At 72.1% G+C, this 18,009-nt stretch carries 17 protein-coding genes and 2 riboswitches; of the genes, 7 read left to right on the forward strand and 10 right to left on the reverse strand.

What is annotated here, in order from left to right:
• The 7 genes from E4U92_RS31920 to E4U92_RS31950 all read right to left on the reverse strand — a co-directional run bounded on the left by E4U92_RS31920 (position 1) and on the right by E4U92_RS31950 (position 7,909).
• Complete coding sequence (locus tag E4U92_RS31920) at positions 1-1,095, reverse strand: ABC transporter ATP-binding protein (protein WP_067238795.1); 1,095 nt, start codon at positions 1,093-1,095, stop codon at positions 1-3.
• Positions 1,092-2,090, reverse strand: a complete 999-nt coding sequence (locus E4U92_RS31925; protein WP_137303910.1) for an ABC transporter permease — start codon at positions 2,088-2,090, stop codon at positions 1,092-1,094. Before E4U92_RS31925 ends, E4U92_RS31920 begins: the two co-directional genes overlap by 4 nt.
• A gap of 113 nt (positions 2,091-2,203) precedes the next feature.
• Positions 2,204-3,997, reverse strand: coding sequence for an ABC transporter substrate-binding protein (locus tag E4U92_RS31930; protein WP_137303911.1), 1,794 nt, complete (start codon positions 3,995-3,997; stop codon positions 2,204-2,206).
• 70 nt (positions 3,998-4,067) lie between these two features.
• Positions 4,068-5,075 (reverse strand): ABC transporter permease, encoded by a 1,008-nt coding sequence (locus E4U92_RS31935; protein ID WP_137303912.1) that lies wholly within the window; start codon positions 5,073-5,075, stop codon positions 4,068-4,070.
• A 330-nt stretch (positions 5,076-5,405) separates the two neighbouring features.
• Complete coding sequence (locus E4U92_RS31940) at positions 5,406-6,215, reverse strand: enhanced serine sensitivity protein SseB C-terminal domain-containing protein (protein ID WP_137303913.1); 810 nt, start codon at positions 6,213-6,215, stop codon at positions 5,406-5,408.
• Between the two features lie 123 nt (positions 6,216-6,338).
• Complete coding sequence (locus tag E4U92_RS31945) at positions 6,339-7,130, reverse strand: enhanced serine sensitivity protein SseB (protein ID WP_137303914.1); 792 nt, start codon at positions 7,128-7,130, stop codon at positions 6,339-6,341.
• A gap of 104 nt (positions 7,131-7,234) precedes the next feature.
• On the reverse strand, positions 7,235-7,909 hold the full coding sequence (locus E4U92_RS31950) for an AAA family ATPase (protein WP_137303915.1): 675 nt from the start codon (positions 7,907-7,909) through the stop codon (positions 7,235-7,237).
• 172 nt (positions 7,910-8,081) lie between these two features.
• A riboswitch (glycine riboswitch) is annotated at positions 8,082-8,186 on the forward strand.
• Positions 8,187-8,301: riboswitch (glycine riboswitch) on the forward strand.
• 45 nt (positions 8,302-8,346) lie between these two features.
• Here E4U92_RS31950 and gcvT point away from each other — a divergent pair.
• The 5 genes from gcvT to E4U92_RS31975 all read left to right on the forward strand — a co-directional run bounded on the left by gcvT (position 8,347) and on the right by E4U92_RS31975 (position 13,396).
• Positions 8,347-9,465, forward strand: coding sequence for a glycine cleavage system aminomethyltransferase GcvT (gene gcvT / locus E4U92_RS31955; RefSeq protein WP_137303916.1), 1,119 nt, complete (start codon positions 8,347-8,349; stop codon positions 9,463-9,465).
• A 179-nt stretch (positions 9,466-9,644) separates the two neighbouring features.
• Positions 9,645-10,022, forward strand: coding sequence for a glycine cleavage system protein GcvH (gene gcvH, locus E4U92_RS31960; RefSeq protein ID WP_137303917.1), 378 nt, complete (start codon positions 9,645-9,647; stop codon positions 10,020-10,022).
• Positions 10,023-10,031: 9 nt separating this feature from the next.
• Positions 10,032-11,297, forward strand: a complete 1,266-nt coding sequence (gene glyA, locus E4U92_RS31965; RefSeq protein ID WP_137303918.1) for a serine hydroxymethyltransferase — start codon at positions 10,032-10,034, stop codon at positions 11,295-11,297.
• Between the two features lie 91 nt (positions 11,298-11,388).
• Positions 11,389-12,756, forward strand: a complete 1,368-nt coding sequence (locus tag E4U92_RS31970) for an L-serine ammonia-lyase (protein ID WP_137303919.1) — start codon at positions 11,389-11,391, stop codon at positions 12,754-12,756.
• Between the two features lie 82 nt (positions 12,757-12,838).
• Complete coding sequence (locus tag E4U92_RS31975) at positions 12,839-13,396, forward strand: glycoside hydrolase family 25 protein (protein WP_137303920.1); 558 nt, start codon at positions 12,839-12,841, stop codon at positions 13,394-13,396.
• A gap of 83 nt (positions 13,397-13,479) precedes the next feature.
• On the opposite strand, the gene E4U92_RS31980 is transcribed toward E4U92_RS31975, so the two are convergent.
• Together E4U92_RS31980 and E4U92_RS31985 are read right to left on the reverse strand one after the other, a co-directional pair.
• Positions 13,480-14,319, reverse strand: a complete 840-nt coding sequence (locus E4U92_RS31980; RefSeq protein WP_268253537.1) for an NADPH-dependent F420 reductase — start codon at positions 14,317-14,319, stop codon at positions 13,480-13,482.
• Positions 14,252-14,938 carry a FadR/GntR family transcriptional regulator gene (locus tag E4U92_RS31985; protein WP_137303922.1) on the reverse strand — a complete coding sequence of 229 codons (687 nt, stop codon included), beginning with the start codon at positions 14,936-14,938 and terminating at the stop codon, positions 14,252-14,254. The genes E4U92_RS31980 and E4U92_RS31985 overlap by 68 nt, the downstream gene beginning before the upstream one ends.
• Positions 14,939-15,141: 203 nt before the next feature.
• On the opposite strand from E4U92_RS31985, the gene E4U92_RS31990 reads away from it, so the two are divergent.
• Positions 15,142-16,884, forward strand: coding sequence for a 2-isopropylmalate synthase (locus E4U92_RS31990; RefSeq protein WP_137303923.1), 1,743 nt, complete (start codon positions 15,142-15,144; stop codon positions 16,882-16,884).
• Positions 16,881-17,684 carry an ABC transporter ATP-binding protein gene (locus tag E4U92_RS31995; RefSeq protein ID WP_137303924.1) on the forward strand — a complete coding sequence of 268 codons (804 nt, stop codon included), beginning with the start codon at positions 16,881-16,883 and terminating at the stop codon, positions 17,682-17,684. The genes E4U92_RS31990 and E4U92_RS31995 overlap by 4 nt, the downstream gene beginning before the upstream one ends.
• Positions 17,685-17,742: 58 nt before the next feature.
• Here E4U92_RS31995 and E4U92_RS32000 read toward each other — a convergent pair whose 3' ends face one another.
• On the reverse strand, positions 17,743-17,955 hold the full coding sequence (locus E4U92_RS32000; protein ID WP_137303925.1) for an EF-hand domain-containing protein: 213 nt from the start codon (positions 17,953-17,955) through the stop codon (positions 17,743-17,745).
• Between the last annotated feature and the right edge of the window lie 54 nt (positions 17,956-18,009).

Raw genomic sequence — 18,009 nt, forward strand, 5'->3', positions numbered from 1 at the left:
TCACAGCTTCGGCGCAATCTCTTCGGTCCAGATACGCTCCCGCTGCTCCGTGCTCAGGTGGCAGGCGGCCCAGTGCCGGCTGCCGACCTCGGCCAGCTCGGGGCGGACCGTGCGGGTGACGTCGTCCTTCGGAATGTCCGCGTACGGGCAGCGCGGGTTGAAGGCGCAGCCGGACGGGACGTTGATGAGGGAGGGCGGGGAGCCCTTGACCGGGATCAGGCGTTCCTGCTGCTCGCGGTCGAGCCGCGGCATCGAGCCGAGCAGGCCCCAGGTGTAGGGGTGGCGGGGCTCGTAGAACACCTTGTCCGCCGGTCCGCGCTCCACGCAGCGGCCGCCGTACATCACCAGGATGTCGTCGGCCAGTTCGGCGACGACGCCCAGGTCGTGGGTGATGACGATGACCGCGGAGCCGAACTCCTTCTGCAGGTCCCGGATCAGGTCGAGGATCTGCGCCTGGACGGTCACGTCCAGGGCGGTCGTCGGCTCGTCCGCGATCAGCAGCTCGGGGTTGTTGACCAGCGACATCGCGATCATCGCGCGCTGGCGCATGCCGCCGGAGAACTCGTGCGGGTAGTTGTCCACCCGCTTGTCCGGCTGCGGGATGCCCACCCGGTCGAGCATCTCGACCGCGCGCCGGCGCGCGGTCTTCTTGTCGACGTCGTGGTGGATCCGGTACGCCTCCACGATCTGCTGGCCGATCGTGTAGTACGGGTGCAGCGCCGACAGCGGGTCCTGGAAGATCATCGCCATCTCCCGGCCGCGCAGCTTGCGCACGTGGTCGGGGTCGGCGGTGAGCAGCTCGGTGCCGTTCAGCCAGATCTCGCCGGAGATCTGGGCCTTGCGCTTGCCGTACTGGCCGGCGGTGTGCAGGCCCATGATGCCGAGCGAGGTCACCGACTTGCCGGACCCGGACTCGCCCACGATGCCGAGGGTCTTGCCCTTCTCCAGCTGGAAGCTCAGCCCGTCGACGGACTTGACCAGTCCGTCGTCGGTCGGGAAGTGCACCTTCAGGTCGCGCACTTCCAGGAAGGCGGAGGGGGCGGCGCCGCTGACGGGCTCCCCCAGGGCCGCTCCGGTCTTGCTCAGGTCGGTCATGTGAGCCTCACTCGGGGGTCGATCACGGCGTAAAGGATGTCCACCACGAGGTTGGCGAAGAGCACCGCGAGGGAGGTGATCAGGGTGACGCCCACGATGACGGGCAGGTCCTGGTTCCTGATCGCGAGGAGCACCTCCCGGCCGAGACCGGGGAGGTTGAAGGTCGACTCGGTCAGGATCGCGCCGCCGATGAGGGCGCCGAGGTCCATGCCGAGCATGGTGAGGATGGGGGTCATCGTGGAGCGCATGGCGTGCTTGCGGATGACCACCGGCTCACGCAGGCCCTTGGCGCGCGCGGTCCGGATGTAGTCCTCGCCGAGGATCTCCATCATGGTGGCCCGGGTGATCCGGGCGTACATGGCGGCGTAGAGGAACGCCAGGGTGACCCAGGGGAGGATCATCCCGGTGAACCACTTGCCCGGGTTGTCCGTGAACGGCACGTAGGTCCCGGAGAACCAGTGGAGGCCGAACACGAAGATCGCCAGGCTGAGCATGCCCGTGAAGTAGATGGGCAGGGAGACACCCGCGAGGGCGACGACCATGGCGCCGCGGTCCCACAGGCTGCCGCGCTTGAGGGCGGAGAGCACACCCGCCGAGACACCGAGGATCAGCCACAGGACGGCCGCACCGAGCGCGAGACCCAGGGTCACCGGGAAGCGGTCGGTGAGCACCGGCCAGATGGCCTGCTCGCTGCGGAAGGAGTAGCCGAAGCAGGGAGCCGCACAGTGGATGGTGTCCCCGCCGCCGGCGTAGGTCCGGCCGACGAAGATGCCCTTGAAGAACTCCCAGACCTGGACGTAGATCGGATCGCCCAGACCCAGCTTCTGCCGCACCCCTTCGACGGCCGCGGGGTCGGCTTGCTTGCCCACGAAGCTCGAGGCGATGTCGACGCCCGCCCACTTCGGGACGAGGAAGAAGATGCAGAAGACCACCGTGATGATGACCACCAGCATCACTGCGGCGGCGAACAACCGCCTGATGAGGTAAGTGAGCACAGCTCTCGGCCCGCCGCGGGACCGCGGGCCACCGGAGGTCGTCCGGTGGCCCGCAGTTCACGCTGCGCCGGCCTTCACCTGCCTTTCGTGCCGTTCGGCGGGTGTGCCGGTTGTCAGGAGGCGGACTTCAGACCGAGGTTCACGAAGTCGTACATGCCGCTGTAGTTGTCGGTCGTGTACACGTTCGCCAGTCGGTCCGAGCGCCAGTTGATGAACTTCTCGAAGACGAAGGGCAGGTAGTAGCCGCCCTCCATGACCTTGTGGTTGATCTGCGTGGCGATCTTCTCCTTGCCCGCGTCGTCCAGGGTGGTGACGTACTGGGAGAAGAGGCCGTCGATCGCCTTGTCGTTGATCAGCGCGTAGTTGTTGTTGCCGCTCTGCAGGATGTACTTGCTGTCCCACAGCGGCAGACCGAAGCCCTGGACGGTCGGGAAGTCCGGACCCCAGCCCATGATGATGATGCCGTAGCCCTTCTTCTTCACGTTCGAAGGGCTGCCGATGATGCCGGCGGTCTGGGAGCCGTCGTACTGGTCGATCTGGGCGTTGATGCCGACCTTCTTCAGCGACGCCTGGAGCGACTGGGCCGTGGCGACCTCGACCGGCTTGTTGTTGCGGACCGCGATCGTGGTGCTGAAGCCGTTGGGCTGGCCGCAGGCCTTGAGCTCTTCCTTGGCCTTGGCGACGTTGCCGCTCTTGTTGGCGCCGGCGAGCTCGTACGGGTCGTACTTCTGGCCCTCGGCGCCCGGGACGGACGGCGGGAGCATGTTGGTGCCGATGTCACCACCGGCCACGGGGCCACCGCGGGCGGTCTGCAGCGAGACGTGGTCGGCGCCGTAGATCACGGCCTTGCGGCAGTGCTCGTTGTCGAACGGCTTCACGCTCTGCGGGAAGACGGCGTAACGGATGTAGCCGGAGACCGGGTTGTCCAGGTTGGCCTTGTGCTGCTTGAGGGCGGTGGTGCGGCCCTGCGGCGACATGCCGGTCTGGTTGATGTCCAGGTCCAGGTCACCGTTGAGCAGGCGCTGGTCCAGCTCGTTGGCGTTCGAGAAGAACGTGACGGTGATCTTGTCCGGGTAGGCCTTGCGGACCGGGTCCGAGGCCTGCTTCCAGCTGGTGTTGCGGGTCAGCGTCAGGCTCTTGCCCGGGCTGTACGACTCGAACTTGTACGGGCCGGAGGAGAACGGCTTCAGGCCGTACTTCGACTTGGTGTCCTTGTCCTGGCGGACCGGGGAGGCCGAGACCAGGGCCAGGATCTCCTCGAAGTCCGAGTTGGCCTGCGGCAGGTGGAAGACGATGGTCTTGTCGTCCGGGGTGTCGATCGCCTTCAGGCCGAGCTTGTCCGCGGAGGTGTCCTTGTACGGGCCCTTGTACTCACCCTTGGGGTCGAGCACCTCCTTGAGGTACGTCGGACCGCCGGACAGCACGTCCTGGGCCCACACGCGCTCGATGCCGTACTTGACGTCCTTCGACGTGATCGGCTTGCCGTCCTCCCACGTCACACCGTCGCGCAGGGTGTACGTGTAGGTCTTGCCGCCGTCGGTGACCTTGGCGAGGCCGGTGGCGAGGTCCGGAGTGAGCTGGGCGCCGCCCTTGCCCGGCTCCGTCTTGCCCGTGACGAGCTGACGGCTGTAGTAGCGGGCGAAGTTCCACATGAAGCCGTAGTAACCACGCGTGGTGTCCCACGAGTCGGCGTCCTGGGCGCCACCGAACTTCAGGGTCCCGCCCTTCTTGACCGCGGAGGCCTGGGCAACCTTGTTGTTCGCGGCGTCGAAGCCGGCGGCGCCGTTCTTCGAACCGCCGTTGTCGTCGCCACCGCCGCCGCACGCCGCCGTGGTCAGCAGCGCAGCGACCGCGGCCGCAGCGGCCAAGGCCTGCTTACGCCGCCCTGAGGTGCGTTGGGTAGTCACGATCTCGGATCCTCCGGATTTGATGAGAGACCCCGTGTCAGGTGCCACGGGACGTTGCAGGTCCGCCGGCTCAGCGGGAGCCCTTCGGGTCCAGCGCGTCCCGGACGCCGTCGCCGAAGAGGTTGAAGGCCAGAACAGTGATGAAGATCGCCACGCCGGGGACCACCATGTACATGGGGTCCGAGTCGTAGTAGTCCAGCGCGCTGGAGAGCATCTGGCCCCAGGACGCGGTGGGCGGCTTGACGCCCACGCCCAGGAAGCTCAGCGCCGCCTCGGTGAGGATGTTGGTCGGGATCATCATCGTCGTGTACACGATGATCGGGGCGACGAGGTTGGGCAGCAGTTCCTTGAACAGGATGTAGAGGCGGCCGGCGCCGAGCGACCGGGCGGCCTCGACGTACTCGCGCTCACGCATCGAGAGCGTCTGGCCGCGCACCACGCGGCCGATGTACGGCCAGCCGAAGAAGCCGATGACCAGGATCATCACGAAGACACGCACGCCCGTGCCGGTCAGGCCCAGCATCTCGTTCGGCATCACCGACACCAGGGCGATGATGAAGAGGAGCTGCGGGAAGGCCAGCAGACCGTCCATCACGCGGCTGATCAGGGAGTCGACCCAGCCGCCGAAGAAGCCGGCCAGGATGCCGAGGATCGTGCCGAGGACGACGGCGACGAGGGCGGACAGGAAGCCCACGAGCAGGGAGATCCGGGCGCCGTAGAGGATGCGGGCGAAGATGTCGCGGCCGTTGACCGGCTCCACACCGAGCAGGTGGTCACCGCTGACACCGCCCAGCGAACCGGTGGGCGTGCCGAACAGCGGGTCGATGAGGTCCTCGTGGTACGCGTTCGGGTCCTGGCCCAGCAGGCTCGTGATCACCGGGGCGAGCAGGGCCAGCGCGATGAGCAGGAGCACCACGGCACCGCCCGTCAGGGCCAGCTTGTCCCGCTTCAGGCGCTCCCAGGCGATCCGGCCCAAGGAGCGTCCCTGTACGGCCTTCGCGTCGGCGCTGGCGACCGCCGCTTCCTCGGCCGCGCTCGGGGCCGCTTCCGCGGTCGGCTCGTGCAATGGTGCCGTCATCTGGCAGGGACCCCTCTCAACCGGCGGTGGCCGGCCCGCACTTGCCGCTGTAGCGGCGTGATCAGTCCGTCGTACACAGGGGCGAACACCCCTGGAGCGGGAGTCTTCAACGCTTTGGCGATCTGTAGCCAGACTTGGCGGTGAAAGGATGCGTAAACGTGATACGCGCTGATGTATTCCGTTATCCGGACGGTGGGTAACGCCACCCGGACGCGTGCAAATTCGGACACTTGCCACGCAAACGGAAGCAACCGCCCCACTCTACGCGCGCAGACCCTCAATGGCTGGATGAAGGTCGGACAGGGGTAAGGTCATCCGGTGGCCGTCCGGTCAGTACCGTGCGGGCGGGGGGTAGCCGTAGCCCGCGGCGGGCGACTGGGCGGGCGCCGCGGGGACCGCCGGGGCGTGCGCCTCACGGTCGTAGAACGGCCGCGCCTGGGCCCGCATCCACAGCACGACCGGGTCGTGGTCGTCGGTCATCGTCACCGTGGAGACCGGAAGCCCGTCGGGCACGGCGCCGACGGAGCGCTGCATCATCGCGCGCACCGCGTCCACGGACGCCGGGGAGGCGTCGTACACGTCCAGGCCGATGGCGAGATACGGCGCACCGAGGGCCGGCTGCACCCACGCGCGGCGCAGGGTGCGTACGGCGGGGGTGCGGTGCGCGTGCTGCGCGAGCAGGGCGTAGAACTGCGGGATCTCCACGGCCGGTTCCGACAGCCGCAGCGGGCCCGCCGGCTGGCGCTCCAGCCCGGTGGCGATGCGCCGCAGGTCGAGCCAGGGGATGCCGACGCCGCCGCCCGGGGCGTGCGGATTGAGCCAGAGCCCGAGGTGGTCCGGGTACAGGGCGCGGGCCGCCTCCAGACCGTCGATCACCTCGTAGGACCGGTTCCAGCCGCTCGCCGACAGCTCCTGGGCCGAGGTCACGCACGGGGCGTACCCGTGGCCGTCGACCTCCATCGCGCCGTACTGCGCGTCCGGGGAGCCCGCCTGGCCGTGCCAGAGCAGCATCCAGACCTGGCCGGTGGAAGGGGTGGCGAGGGCGCGGAGCAGCGCCTCGTAGGCGTCGTAACGCCCGGGCGTGACCTGGCGCAGCATGTGCTCGACCTGGCCGGTCGCGGCCGTGCCGCTCGCGCTCACCTTTTACCGCCCCTTCGCTGAGGACTCGTATAGGGGAACAGCTTAAGTGGCGGCGCCCGCCACGGCCGCCTCCCGAGGGGCGACTTGTGCGGCACCGGGGGCCGCGGCGTCCCGCCCTCCCGGTCAGGCCCCGGCCGTGTAGAAGGGGCGCACCTGGCTCTTCATCCAGTCGCCCACCGGGTCCTGGGCGACGTCCAGCAGGATCAGGTTGACCGGCCACGGCACCGGGACGCGGCCCAGCGCGCGGCCGAGGGCGTCCTGGGGGACGGCGCGCAGGTCCCCCTCCCACTGGGCGAGTTCGACGCCGACGAACAGGACCGGGTCGGCGGTCTCGATGGCGGCGAGGCACCGGCGGGCCGTCAGCACGACGCCGCTCGCGCCGAACTCGGCCGACGCCGCGGACAGGAAGTCCACCGGGTCGTCCTGCCAGTCCGGTTCGAACAGCCGCACCCGCCCGCCGCTCGCCGGCCCGTCCAGCGGCGTGCGGCCCGCCCGGCACAGCTCGGCCACCGCCGGCGGGGGCAGCGGGACGCCCACCACGCCGTCCGGGTTGACCGCGATGCCCACCTGCGGGGGCAGGCCCCGCGCGAACTCCACGGCCGGGGCGATGGCGTACGGCATGTGCGCGCCGGCGACCTGGCGGAACTGCTCCTCGGAGCTGAACACCGGCACGTACGCCTGGCCGTCCAGCTCCAGCGTGGGCAGGTCCAGCGGGCCGCTGTGCGGGCCGCCGCCGTTGGGCAGCGGTACCCAGACGAAGCTGCGGCCCAGTACTTCCACGATGCGCCCGCCCGCGCCGGGCACGCCGAGCGAGGCGGAGAGCACCTCCTCCAGTTCGTTGCCGGGCCAGCCGCCGTGGGGCTGCGGGTGGGGCCGGGCCGGGAAGGGTGCGGGCACGTCCGCCGGGAAGTCCATCGTCTGCCTACCGCCTGCTGGGTCCGCTGTGCTGTGGCTGAAAAGGCTAGCGGGTGGCCGTCCCAGGGCCGGGACGCCCCGGACGGCGGGGGGACCCGGGACCCTCAGCCGGTGAAGCCGATCCGGGTCAGGGCGTCCGCCGCGGCGCGGTCCAGCAGGACCGCCGACGCGCAGCCGTCGGGCAGGGTGCCCCGCTCCACCGCGCGCAGCAGGCGGGCGGCCGCCCGGCGGTGGCGCGAGAAGGCGTAGCGCGAGACGCCCCGGCCGCGCTCGCGCTGGCCCTCCAGCGCCGTGCCGGGCGGGACGTCGAGGAGCAGCAGGTGGAGCGTGCCGCCCCGGCGGCGGGCGGCCCGGCCCAGCCAGGCGCGCACCCAGCTCTGCGTCCCGCAGTCGTGCACCACGAGGCCCTCGCCGGAGCGCAGGGCGCGCCGCAGCCCGGCGTAGTGGGCGAGGCGGACCAGCGGGCGGTAGGCGGCGTACGGCAGGACGCCGGCGAGGCGCGCGTCCCAGCGGTCGCGGGTGTCCTGGGAGTCGACGCCCCGGCCGGCGGCCGCGCGCCGCATCAGCGTGGACTTGCCGCTGCCGGGCAGCCCGGTGATCACGACCACGTCGCGCGGCCCGAACAGCAGGGCGCGCGGTCCGCGGCCGGCCCGGTCGCGCAGGTCGCGCACCACCGCGACGCGCTCACCGGCCCGGGTCGTGCGGGACGGGGCGGTGCCCTGCGCGGGCAGCGCGACCGCCGGGGTGCTCGCGTACGCCGTGGTCCTGTCCACCGTCATCGTCCTCCCCTGGGGCCGGGTGTCGGTCCCCTCCCCGTCGAGCGTAAAGAGAAGGTAATGCCCGGTGGCTCACGGCGGTATGCGCGTACCGCCACAAGCCGGTTACAGATCCGGCCTGCCGCCCGCCGCCCCGGCGTGCAATGATGAGCCCGCCAACTGCATACCGGCCGTTTGAATCCGCGCGGGAGAGTCCCCGGGTCCCCTCTGGACCGCCCGGGGCGCCGAAGGAGCAAGTCCCTCCCTTGAATCTCTCAGGCCCCGTTACCGCGCGGGCGAGGCACATCTGAAAAGCGGGCCGCCCCGACCGGCGGCCCCACCCAAGGTGCAAGCCGTGACCACTCCCTGCGGGGATCACGGCGAACCTCTCAGGTTCCGATGACAGATGGGGAGGACCGTTCCTCGCCCCCGTCCCGTATGCCCTGGGAGACGACCGACCGATGAGCAGTACCGAACCGCGCCGTACCGCGCTGGACGCCGTGCACCGCGCCCTCGGCGCGACGATGACCGACTTCGCCGGCTGGGACATGCCCCTGCGCTACGGCTCCGAGCGCGAGGAACACCTCGCCGTGCGGACCCGGGCTGGCCTGTTCGATCTGTCCCACATGGGCGAGATCGCGGTGACCGGCCCGCAGGCCGCGGCGCTGCTGGACTTCGCCCTGGTCGGCAACATCGCCTCCGTGGGCGTCGGCCGCGCCCGCTACACCATGATCTGCCAGGCCGACGGCGGCATCCTGGACGACCTGATCGTCTACCGGCTCGCCGAGACCGAGTACCTGGTCGTCGCCAACGCCTCCAACGCCCAGGTCGTGCTGGACGCGCTGACCGAGCGGGCGGCCGGCTTCGACGCCGAGGTGCGCGACGACCGCGACGCCTACGCGCTGCTCGCCGTCCAGGGCCCGCAGTCGCCCGGGATCCTCGCCGCGCTCACCGACGCCGACCTCGACGGCCTGAAGTACTACGCCGGCCTGCCCGGCACCGTCGCCGGCGTGCCCGCCCTGATCGCCCGCACCGGCTACACCGGCGAGGACGGCTTCGAGCTGTTCGTGAAGCCCGAGCACGCCGAGGAGCTGTGGCAGGCGCTCACCAAGGCGGGCGAGGGCGCCGGGCTGGTCCCGTGCGGCCTGTCCTGCCGGGACACCCTGCGCCTGGAGGCGGGCATGCCGCTGTACGGGCACGAGCTGACCGCGGAGCTGACCCCCTTCGACGCCGGGCTCGGCCGGGTGGTGAAGTTCGACAAGGAGGGCGACTTCGTGGGCCGCGAGGCGCTCACCGAGGCCGCCGCGCGCGCCGAGTCCAGCCCGCCGCGCGTCCTGGTCGGCCTGGTCGCCGAGGGCCGCCGCGTGCCGCGCGCCGGGTTCCCGGTGGTCGCGGACGGCGCGGTGATCGGCGAGGTCACCTCGGGCGCGCCCTCGCCCACGCTGGGCAAGCCGATCGCCATGGCCTACGTCGACGCGGCGCACGCCGCGCCGGGCACGGCGGGTGTCGGCGTCGACATCCGCGGCAGCCACGAACCGTACGAGGTCGTGGCGCTGCCGTTCTACAAGCGCCGGAAGTAGACACTGGGCGCGCGGCGCCCGCACCCCGGGGCCGTCCGTCCCGGTGCCGTCGGCGCCCGCGTCCCGGTGCCCGTGCCCCGGCGTCCGCACGTGACCTCGGACACATGTCCGCAGGTCACACGTGCCGTCGGCAGTCCCCTCTTCACCAGCACTCCCCCGCGTACAGGAGAATTCAGGCCATGAGCAACCCCCAGCAGCTTCGCTACAGCAAGGAGCACGAGTGGCTGTCGGCCGCCGAGGACGGCGTGTCGACGGTCGGTATCACCGAGCACGCGGCCAACGCGCTCGGCGATGTGGTCTTCGTCCAGCTCCCCGAGGTCGGCGACACCGTGACCGCGGGCGAGTCCTGCGGCGAACTGGAGTCCACCAAGTCGGTCAGCGAGCTGTACGCGCCCGTCTCCGGTGAGATCGCCGCGGTCAACCAGGACGTCGTGGACGACCCGTCGCTGGTCAACTCCGCTCCCTTCGAGGGCGGCTGGCTGTTCAAGGTACGTGTCACGGACGAGCCGGCCGACCTGCTCTCCGCCGACGAGTACACCGCCTACACCGCCGGCTGAGGATCCCGCATGTCTGTTCTGAACACGCCCCTGCACGAGCTCGACCCGGAGATCGCCGCCGCGGTCGACGCCGAGCTGCGCCGCCAGCAGGCCACGCTGGAGATGATCGCCTCGGAGAACTTCGCGCCGCTCGCGGTGATGGAGGCCCAGGGCTCGGTGCTCACCAACAAGTACGCCGAGGGCTACCCCGGCCGCCGCTACTACGGCGGCTGCGAGCACGTCGACGTGGCCGAGCAGATCGCCATCGACCGGGTCAAGGACCTGTTCGGCGCCGCCTACGCCAACGTCCAGCCCCACTCCGGCGCCTCCGCCAACCAGGCGGCCCTGTTCGCGCTGGCCCAGCCCGGGGACACCATCCTCGGCCTGGACCTCGCCCACGGCGGCCACCTCACCCACGGGATGCGGCTGAACTTCTCCGGCAAGCAGTTCGACGTGGTCGCCTACCACGTGGACGACGCCGGCCTGGTCGACATGGCCGAGGTCGAGCGGCTCGCCAAGGAGCACCGCCCGAAGGTGATCATCGCCGGCTGGTCGGCGTACCCCCGCGAGCTGGACTTCGCGGAGTTCCGCCGGATCGCCGACGAGGTCGACGCGTACCTGTGGGTGGACATGGCCCACTTCGCCGGCCTGGTCGCGGCGGGGCTGCACGCCAACCCCGTGCCGTACGCCGACGTGGTCACCTCCACCACCCACAAGACGCTCGGCGGCCCGCGCGGCGGGATCATCCTGGCCCGCGGCACGGACTTCGCCAAGAAGCTGAACTCCTCGGTCTTCCCCGGCTTCCAGGGCGGTCCGCTGGAGCACGTGATCGCGGCGAAGGCCGTCTCGTTCAAGGTGGCGGCCTCCGAGGAGTTCAAGGAGCGCCAGCGCCGCACGGTGGAGGGCGCCCGGATCCTCGCCGAGCGGCTGACCGCGGCGGACGCCCGGGAGGCCGGGGTGAACGTCCTGTCCGGCGGCACCGACGTGCACCTGCTCCTGGTCGACCTGCGGGAGTCGGAGCTCGACGGGCAGCAGGCCGAGGACCGCCTCCACGAGGTCGGCATCACGGTCAACCGCAACGCCGTCCCGAACGACCCGCGGCCCCCGATGGTCACCTCGGGCCTGCGCATCGGCACGCCCGCCCTCGCCACCCGCGGCTTCACCGCCGAGGACTTCGCCGAGGTCGCCGACGTCATCGCCGAGGCGCTCAAGCCGTCCTACGACGCCGAGGCCCTCAAGGCCCGGGTCGTCGCGCTGGCCGAGAAGCACCCGCTGTACCCCGCTCTGGGCCAGTAGTTCCCGTTTCCGCCGGGCGCCCCGCACACTCGTGAGAGGGCGGGGCACCCGGCAGGCATCTCGCACCACCCCCCGCATTGAGGAGTCACCCGTGGCCATCTCGGTCTTCGACCTGTTCTCGATCGGCATCGGCCCGTCCAGCTCCCACACGGTCGGCCCGATGCGCGCCGCGCGCATGTTCGCGCGCCGTCTGCGCAACGAGGCGCTGCTGCCCTCCGTCGCGTCCGTGCGCTGCGAGCTGTACGGCTCGCTGGGCGCGACCGGCCACGGCCACGGCACCCCGAAGGCGGTGCTGCTGGGCCTGGAGGGGGACTCCCCGCGCACGGTGGACGTGGAGACGGCCGACGAGCGGGTCGCCGCGATCCGGGAGAGCGGACGGCTGCGGCTGCTCGGCGAGCACGAGATCGCCTTCGCCTTCGACGACGACCTGGTCCTGCACCGCCGCAAGGCGCTGCCCTACCACGCCAACGGCATGACCGTGTGGGCGTACGGCGCCGACGGCACGGAGCTGCTGAGCAAGACGTACTACTCGGTGGGCGGCGGGTTCGTCGTCGACGAGGACGCGGTCGGCGAGGACCGGATCAAGCTGGACGACACGGTGCTGAAGTACCCCTTCCGCACCGGTGACGAGCTGCTGCGGCTGACGAAGGAGACCGGCCTGTCGATCTCCTCGCTGATGCTGGAGAACGAGCGCGCCTGGCGCACCGAGGACGAGATCCGCGCCGGTCTGCTGGAGATCTGGCGGGTCATGCGCGAGTGCGTGGCGCGCGGGATGAGCCGTGAGGGCATCCTGCCGGGCGGCCTGAAGGTCCGCCGCCGGGCCGCCGTGACCGCGCGGCAGCTGCGCGCCGAGGGCGAGCCGCTGGCCCACGCCATGGAGTGGATCACGCTCTACGCGATGGCGGTGAACGAGGAGAACGCGGCGGGCGGCCGCGTGGTGACCGCCCCGACCAACGGCGCGGCGGGCATCATCCCGGCGGTCCTGCACTACTACCTGAACTTCGTGCCCGGCGCCGACGAGGACGGCGTGGTCCGCTTCCTGCTCGCCGCGGGCGCGATCGGCATGCTGTTCAAGGAGAACGCGTCCATCTCCGGCGCCGAGGTCGGCTGCCAGGGCGAGGTCGGCTCGGCCTGCTCGATGGCGGCGGGCGCGCTCGCGGAGGTGCTGGGCGGCACCCCGGAGCAGGTGGAGAACGCGGCCGAGATCGGCATGGAGCACAACCTCGGCCTGACCTGCGACCCGGTCGGCGGCCTCGTCCAGATCCCCTGCATCGAGCGCAACGGCATGGCCGCGGTCAAGGCGGTCACGGCGGCCCGCATGGCGATGCGCGGCGACGGCTCGCACAAGGTGTCCCTGGACAAGGTCATCAAGACGATGAAGGACACGGGCGCGGACATGAGCGTCAAGTACAAGGAGACGGCCCGGGGCGGGCTGGCGGTGAACATCATCGAGTGCTGAGCCCGGCCCCCGGGCGTGGCGCGTGTCAGGGTGGGGCATCAACAACTCCCGTTGCCCCACTCACCCTTGAGGAGCTCTCCGCATGCTCCGTGGCATAGACGTCAGCGCGTACCAGTCCCCCTCCTACGACACCGACGGCCTCTCCTTCGTCTTCGTCAAGGCGACCGAGGGGCGCAGCTACACCAATCCCCGGCTCGCCGCGCAGGCCAAGCGGGGCCGCGACGCCGGGCTGGTGGTCGGGTTCTACCACTTCCTGTGGCCGGGGAACCTCACCGCGCAGGCGGAGTACTTCCTGTCCAAGGCCCCCGACCGGCCCGGCGACATCCTCGCGGTCGACTGGGAGACCACCGGCGAGGGCACCCACGCCTCCAACGCGGAGAAGGACCGCTTCCTGCGCCGGCTGAAGGAGCTGCGGCCGGACAACCGGGTGGTGCTCTACTGCAACCGCAGCTTCTGGCTGAACGTCGACACCACGTCGTACGCCGGTGACGGCCTCTGGATCGCCGACTACGTGACCGCGGGCAAGCCCCGGATCAAGGCCGCCTGGCGCTTCCACCAGTACACGGACGACCCGCGGGACAAGGACGTCGCGAACTTCGCGAGCAAGGCGGCGCTGCTGTCCTGGGCCAAGAGCGCTTGACCCGGCGCGCGGGGCCTGCGCACGGGTGCGGCCCGCCGGACACGGCGCGGGTGTCCGGCGGGCCGCTCGCACCCGGGGGCGGCTCAGCCGCGGAAGGCCGCCGGGCGCTCCGGGCTCGCCTCGGCCAGGGCCTTGCGGACCTCGGCCACGCCCGCGCGCAGGCCGTACACCGGGGTGTCGGGCTGCTGGCGCCAGGAGTCGTCGAGGCCGCCGGCGTCGACGGTGTCGAAGCCGAGCTCGTCGATCAGCGCCCGGACCTTCGCCTTGGCGGCCTCGTCGTCGCCGGCCACGGGCAGGGCCACGCGGTCGGGGGCCCCGGCCGGGCGGTGGCGGTCCAGGATGTCCTGCGCGTAGGTGCCGTTAAACGCCTTGATCACCGGGTGGCCGAGGTGCTGCTCGGTCCAGCGGCTCTCGGTGAGGCCCTCGTCCTCGATGCCGGCGATCCGGCCGTCGCGCTGCTGCGGGTAGTAGTTGCCGGTGTCGATGACGGCGACGTCCTCGGCCGCCGCGTCGAACAGCCCCTTGGGCAGGTCCGGCACCGCCTTCAGCGGGACCGTGACCACCACGACCTCCGCCCCGCGGGCCGCCTCCTCGACCCGGACGGGCGTCGCGCCGGTCTCCTCGGCCAGCTCCGTGAGCGTGTGCGGGCCACGGGAGTTGGCCACGGACACGTCGTGGCCGAGGGCGGTGAGCCGCCGGGTGAGGTTGCCGCCGATGTTGCCCGCACCGATGATGCCGATCTTCATGCCGGACCCTTCCAGGTTGCTTGCACGTGCATCTTCCTGGTGGGGCTCAACCCAGGGGGTGCGCGGGGTATTCCGCGGGCGTGGCGAACGGGTGAGGGCGGTCAGCCCCCTACCCGCGAGCCCCGCCGAACGGGTCCTCCAGCTCGGCCCGCAGGATCCGCGCCGCCTCCTCCGCATCCCCCCGCGCGACCGCCCGCAGCAGGGCCGCGTGGGCGTCGTGGCCCGTCGCGGGGTCCTCGGTGCGCAGGGCGGTCAGGGCCAGCAGGTCGGTCAGGCCCTCGCGCAGGACGGGGGTGAACTCGCCGAACAGGTCCGCCAGGACGGGGTTGTGCGCGGCGGCGACCACGGCCGCGTGGAAGGCGATGTCGGCGTCGACGAAGGCCGTGTCGTCCGCGCCGGCCGCGGCCAGCCGGCCGGCCAGCGCGCGTTCCATCGCCGTGATGTCGTCCGGGGTGCGGCGCTGCGCGGCGAGCCGGGCCGCGTGGACCTCGACGGCCATGCGGACCTCGTAGACGTCGCTGACGGCGGCCCGGCGCAGGCGCGCGGGCCAGTCCTCGGCCGGCTCGGTCGCGGTGACGAAGACGCCCGCGCCCTGCCGGGGCCGCACCAGCCCGGCGCCGGCCAGCGCGCGCAGCGCCTCGCGGACCGTGGAGCGGCCGACGCCGAGTTCCCTGGCGAGGGTGGTCTCGCCGGGCAGCCGGGTACCGACGGGCCACGCGCCGCTCGTGATCTGCTCGCGCAGGCGGGCGGCGGCCTGTTCGACCAGGGGGCTGGGACGGACGGGGCCCAGGGGCACGGCGCCACCACCCTTCGGGGAGGAGGGGGTCCGCCCTTCGGACCCCACTTGTCTGAGGAGCTGAGGTGTGCGTAGCGTACCGTCCATGACGCTCCGCGGTCTCCTTCTCGGCTGCCGCGGCGGGGCCTGACGCGACCGGCACCCCGCCGCGGGTCGCCGTGCTGCCGGTCACCGTCCGGCCCAGACGAAGGCAGCGACCGCAGATGACCACCCCGACCGGCCCCGCGACCTGCGCGGCGCCCGAGGCCCCGACGCCACCCCAGCCCGCCTGGAACCCCCAGCGCACCGGCGGCATGCCCCACCACCGCTACCGACCGTACGACGAGCGCGTCCACGTGCCCGTCACCGAGCGGGCCTGGACCTCCGCCCGGATCCGCTGGGCCCCGCTGTGGGTCCCCGTGGACCTGCGGGACGGCAACCAGGCGCTGGCCGAGCCGATGGACACCGGCCGCAAGCGCCGCTTCTTCGACCTGCTGGTCGCCACCGGGTTCAAGGAGATCGAGGTCGGCTACCCGTCCGCGAGCCGCGCCGACTTCGACTTCGTGCGGCACCTGGTGACCGACGGCGCCGTGCCGGACGACGTGACGCCGGTGGTGTTCACCCCGGCGCGCGAGGACCTCATCGACCGGACCTTCGAGGCGGTCGCCGGGCTCCCGCGGGCCGTGGTGCACCTGTACATCGCGACCTCGCCGGTGTGGCGGGACGTGGTCCTCGGCCGCGGCCGGGAGCAGGTGCGGCGGACGGTGCGCTCGGCCGCCGAGCGGATGGCGCGGCGGGCCGGGGACGACGCACGGGTCCGGTTCCAGTTCTCGCCGGAGACCTTCAACCTCACCGAGCCGGACTTCGTCCTCGAACTGTGCGACGGGCTGACCGCGTTGTGGGACGCGAGCCCGGACCGCCCGGTCACCCACAACCTCCCGGCGACCGTCGAGATCGCCACCCCGAACGTCTACGCCGACCAGATCGAGTACGTGCACCGCCACCTGGCCCGCCGGGACGCGGTCGTGCTGTCGGTGCACCCGCACAACGACCGCGGCACCGGCGTCGCCTGCGCCGAACTCGCCCTGCTGGCCGGGGCGCAGCGGGTGGAGGGCTGCCTGTTCGGCAACGGCGAGCGCACCGGGAACGTCGACCTGGTGACCCTCGCCCTCAACCTGTACACCCAGGGCGTCGACCCGCAGCTCGACCTGGCGGACATCGACCGGGTCCGGGCGACCGTGGAGCACTGCAACCGGCTCCCGGTGCACCCGCGCCACCCGTACGCCGGCGACCTCGTCCACACGGCGTTCTCCGGCACCCACCAGGACGCGATCAGCAAGGGCCTCGCCCACCACGCCCGCCGGGCCGCCGAGTCGGGGGTGCCGGCGGGCGAGGCGCCCTGGGAGGTGCCCTACCTGCCGATCGACCCGGCCGACCTCGGCCGGTCCTACGAGGCGGTGATCCGCGTCAACGCGCAGTCGGGCAAGGGCGGGGTGGCGTACCTGCTGCGCACGCACCACGGGGTGGACCTGCCGGAGCGGATGCGGCCGCAGTTCGCGCGGACCGTGCAGCGGACGACGGACGACAGCGGCCGGGAGGCGACCCCCGAGGAGCTGTACGCGCTGTTCCGGGCGGCCTGCTGCGCCGAGGGCCCGGTCCGGCTGCCCTCCTGGTCGTGCCACCCGGACGGCCGGGGCACCCACCGGTTCGTGTGCACCCTGGAGACGGACGGGCGCACGACCGGCGACCACGAGGGCACCGGCGGCGGCCCGCTGACCGCCTTCGCCGACGCGCTCGGGGGCACCGGCCACGCGGTCGACGTCCTGGAGGTGGTCGAGCGCGCGGGCCTGACCTTCGCCGAGTGCCGGGTGGACGGCGTCGTGGTCTGGGGCGCGGGCGAGGGCGCCACGGCGCTGGAGGCCGGGGTGCGGGCGGTGCTGTCGGCGGTGAACGGGGCGCTGCGGTGAGCGCGGCGCCCGAGGACGTCGTGCTGTGCGCGCGGGACGTGCACGTCGTGCGGGACGGGCGGCCGATCCTGCGGGAGGTGTCCCTGACCGTGCGGGCCGGCGAGCACTGGGCGCTGCTCGGCGCGAACGGCGCCGGGAAGTCGACCTTGCTCGGCCTGCTCGGCGCGCGCACCCATCCGTCCCGGGGCTCGGTCGACGTGCTGGGCCGGCGGCTCGGCCGGGTGGACGTACGGGAGTTGCGCACGTACGTCGGTCACGTCGACCCGCGCCACCCGCTGGGCGAGCCGCTGCGGCTGCGGGACGTGGTGCTGACCGGGGTGACCAACTCGGTGGTGCCGCTGCCCCGTTGGCGTCTGACGGCGCAACAGGAGCGGCGGGCGGACGACTTGATCGGGACGCTGGGGCTGGCCGCGCTGCGCGGGGCGCGCTGGCCGACGCTGTCGCAGGGGCAGCGCGGCCGGACGCTGATCGCCCGCGCGCTGATGCCCGAGCCCCGGCTGCTCCTGCTGGACGAGCCGGCGACGGGCCTGGACCTGCCGGGCCGGGAACAGTTGATCGAGGCGCTGGCGTCGCTGCGGGCGGCGCACCCCCGGCTGGCGACGGTGCTGGTCACCCACCACCTGGAGGAGCTGCCGCCGCACACCTCGCACGCGCTGCTGCTGCGCGACGGGCGGGCCCTGGCCCGGGGGCCGGCCGCCGAGGTGCTCACGGGCGACCGGGTCGGGAGGTGCTTCGGCCTGCCGCTGGAGCTGGAGCGGCACGGGGGCCGCTGGAGCGTGCGGATCGCCCGGCGAGCGTGAGGGACGGACGGCGGGCGGGGGCCTTGCGGACGTGTTCCGAAGGCCCCCGTGCGCCGCGTTACTTGTTCAGGTAGGTCCAGAACTCGTCGAAGGACAGGACCTTGTCCCCGTTGAGGTCACGGGTCTTGATGATGACCTCGGCCACCGACTCCGTGACGTTCCAGTCGCCGCCCTGCGCGAGGGCGGTCTTGAACTCCGCGGCGGTGATGAACCCGTCCCCGTCCGTGTCGATCCGCTGGAACTCCTTGCGCGCTGCTTCGATGTCCGCCACCGATCCGCCCCTTTTGTCGCTTCTGCTCGCGTGTGTCATGTCGTGCTGGCGTAG

The sequence above is a fragment of the Streptomyces galbus genome (genome assembly GCF_005280195.1).
GTDB classification, from domain to species: Bacteria; Actinomycetota; Actinomycetes; order Streptomycetales; family Streptomycetaceae; genus Streptomyces; species Streptomyces galbus.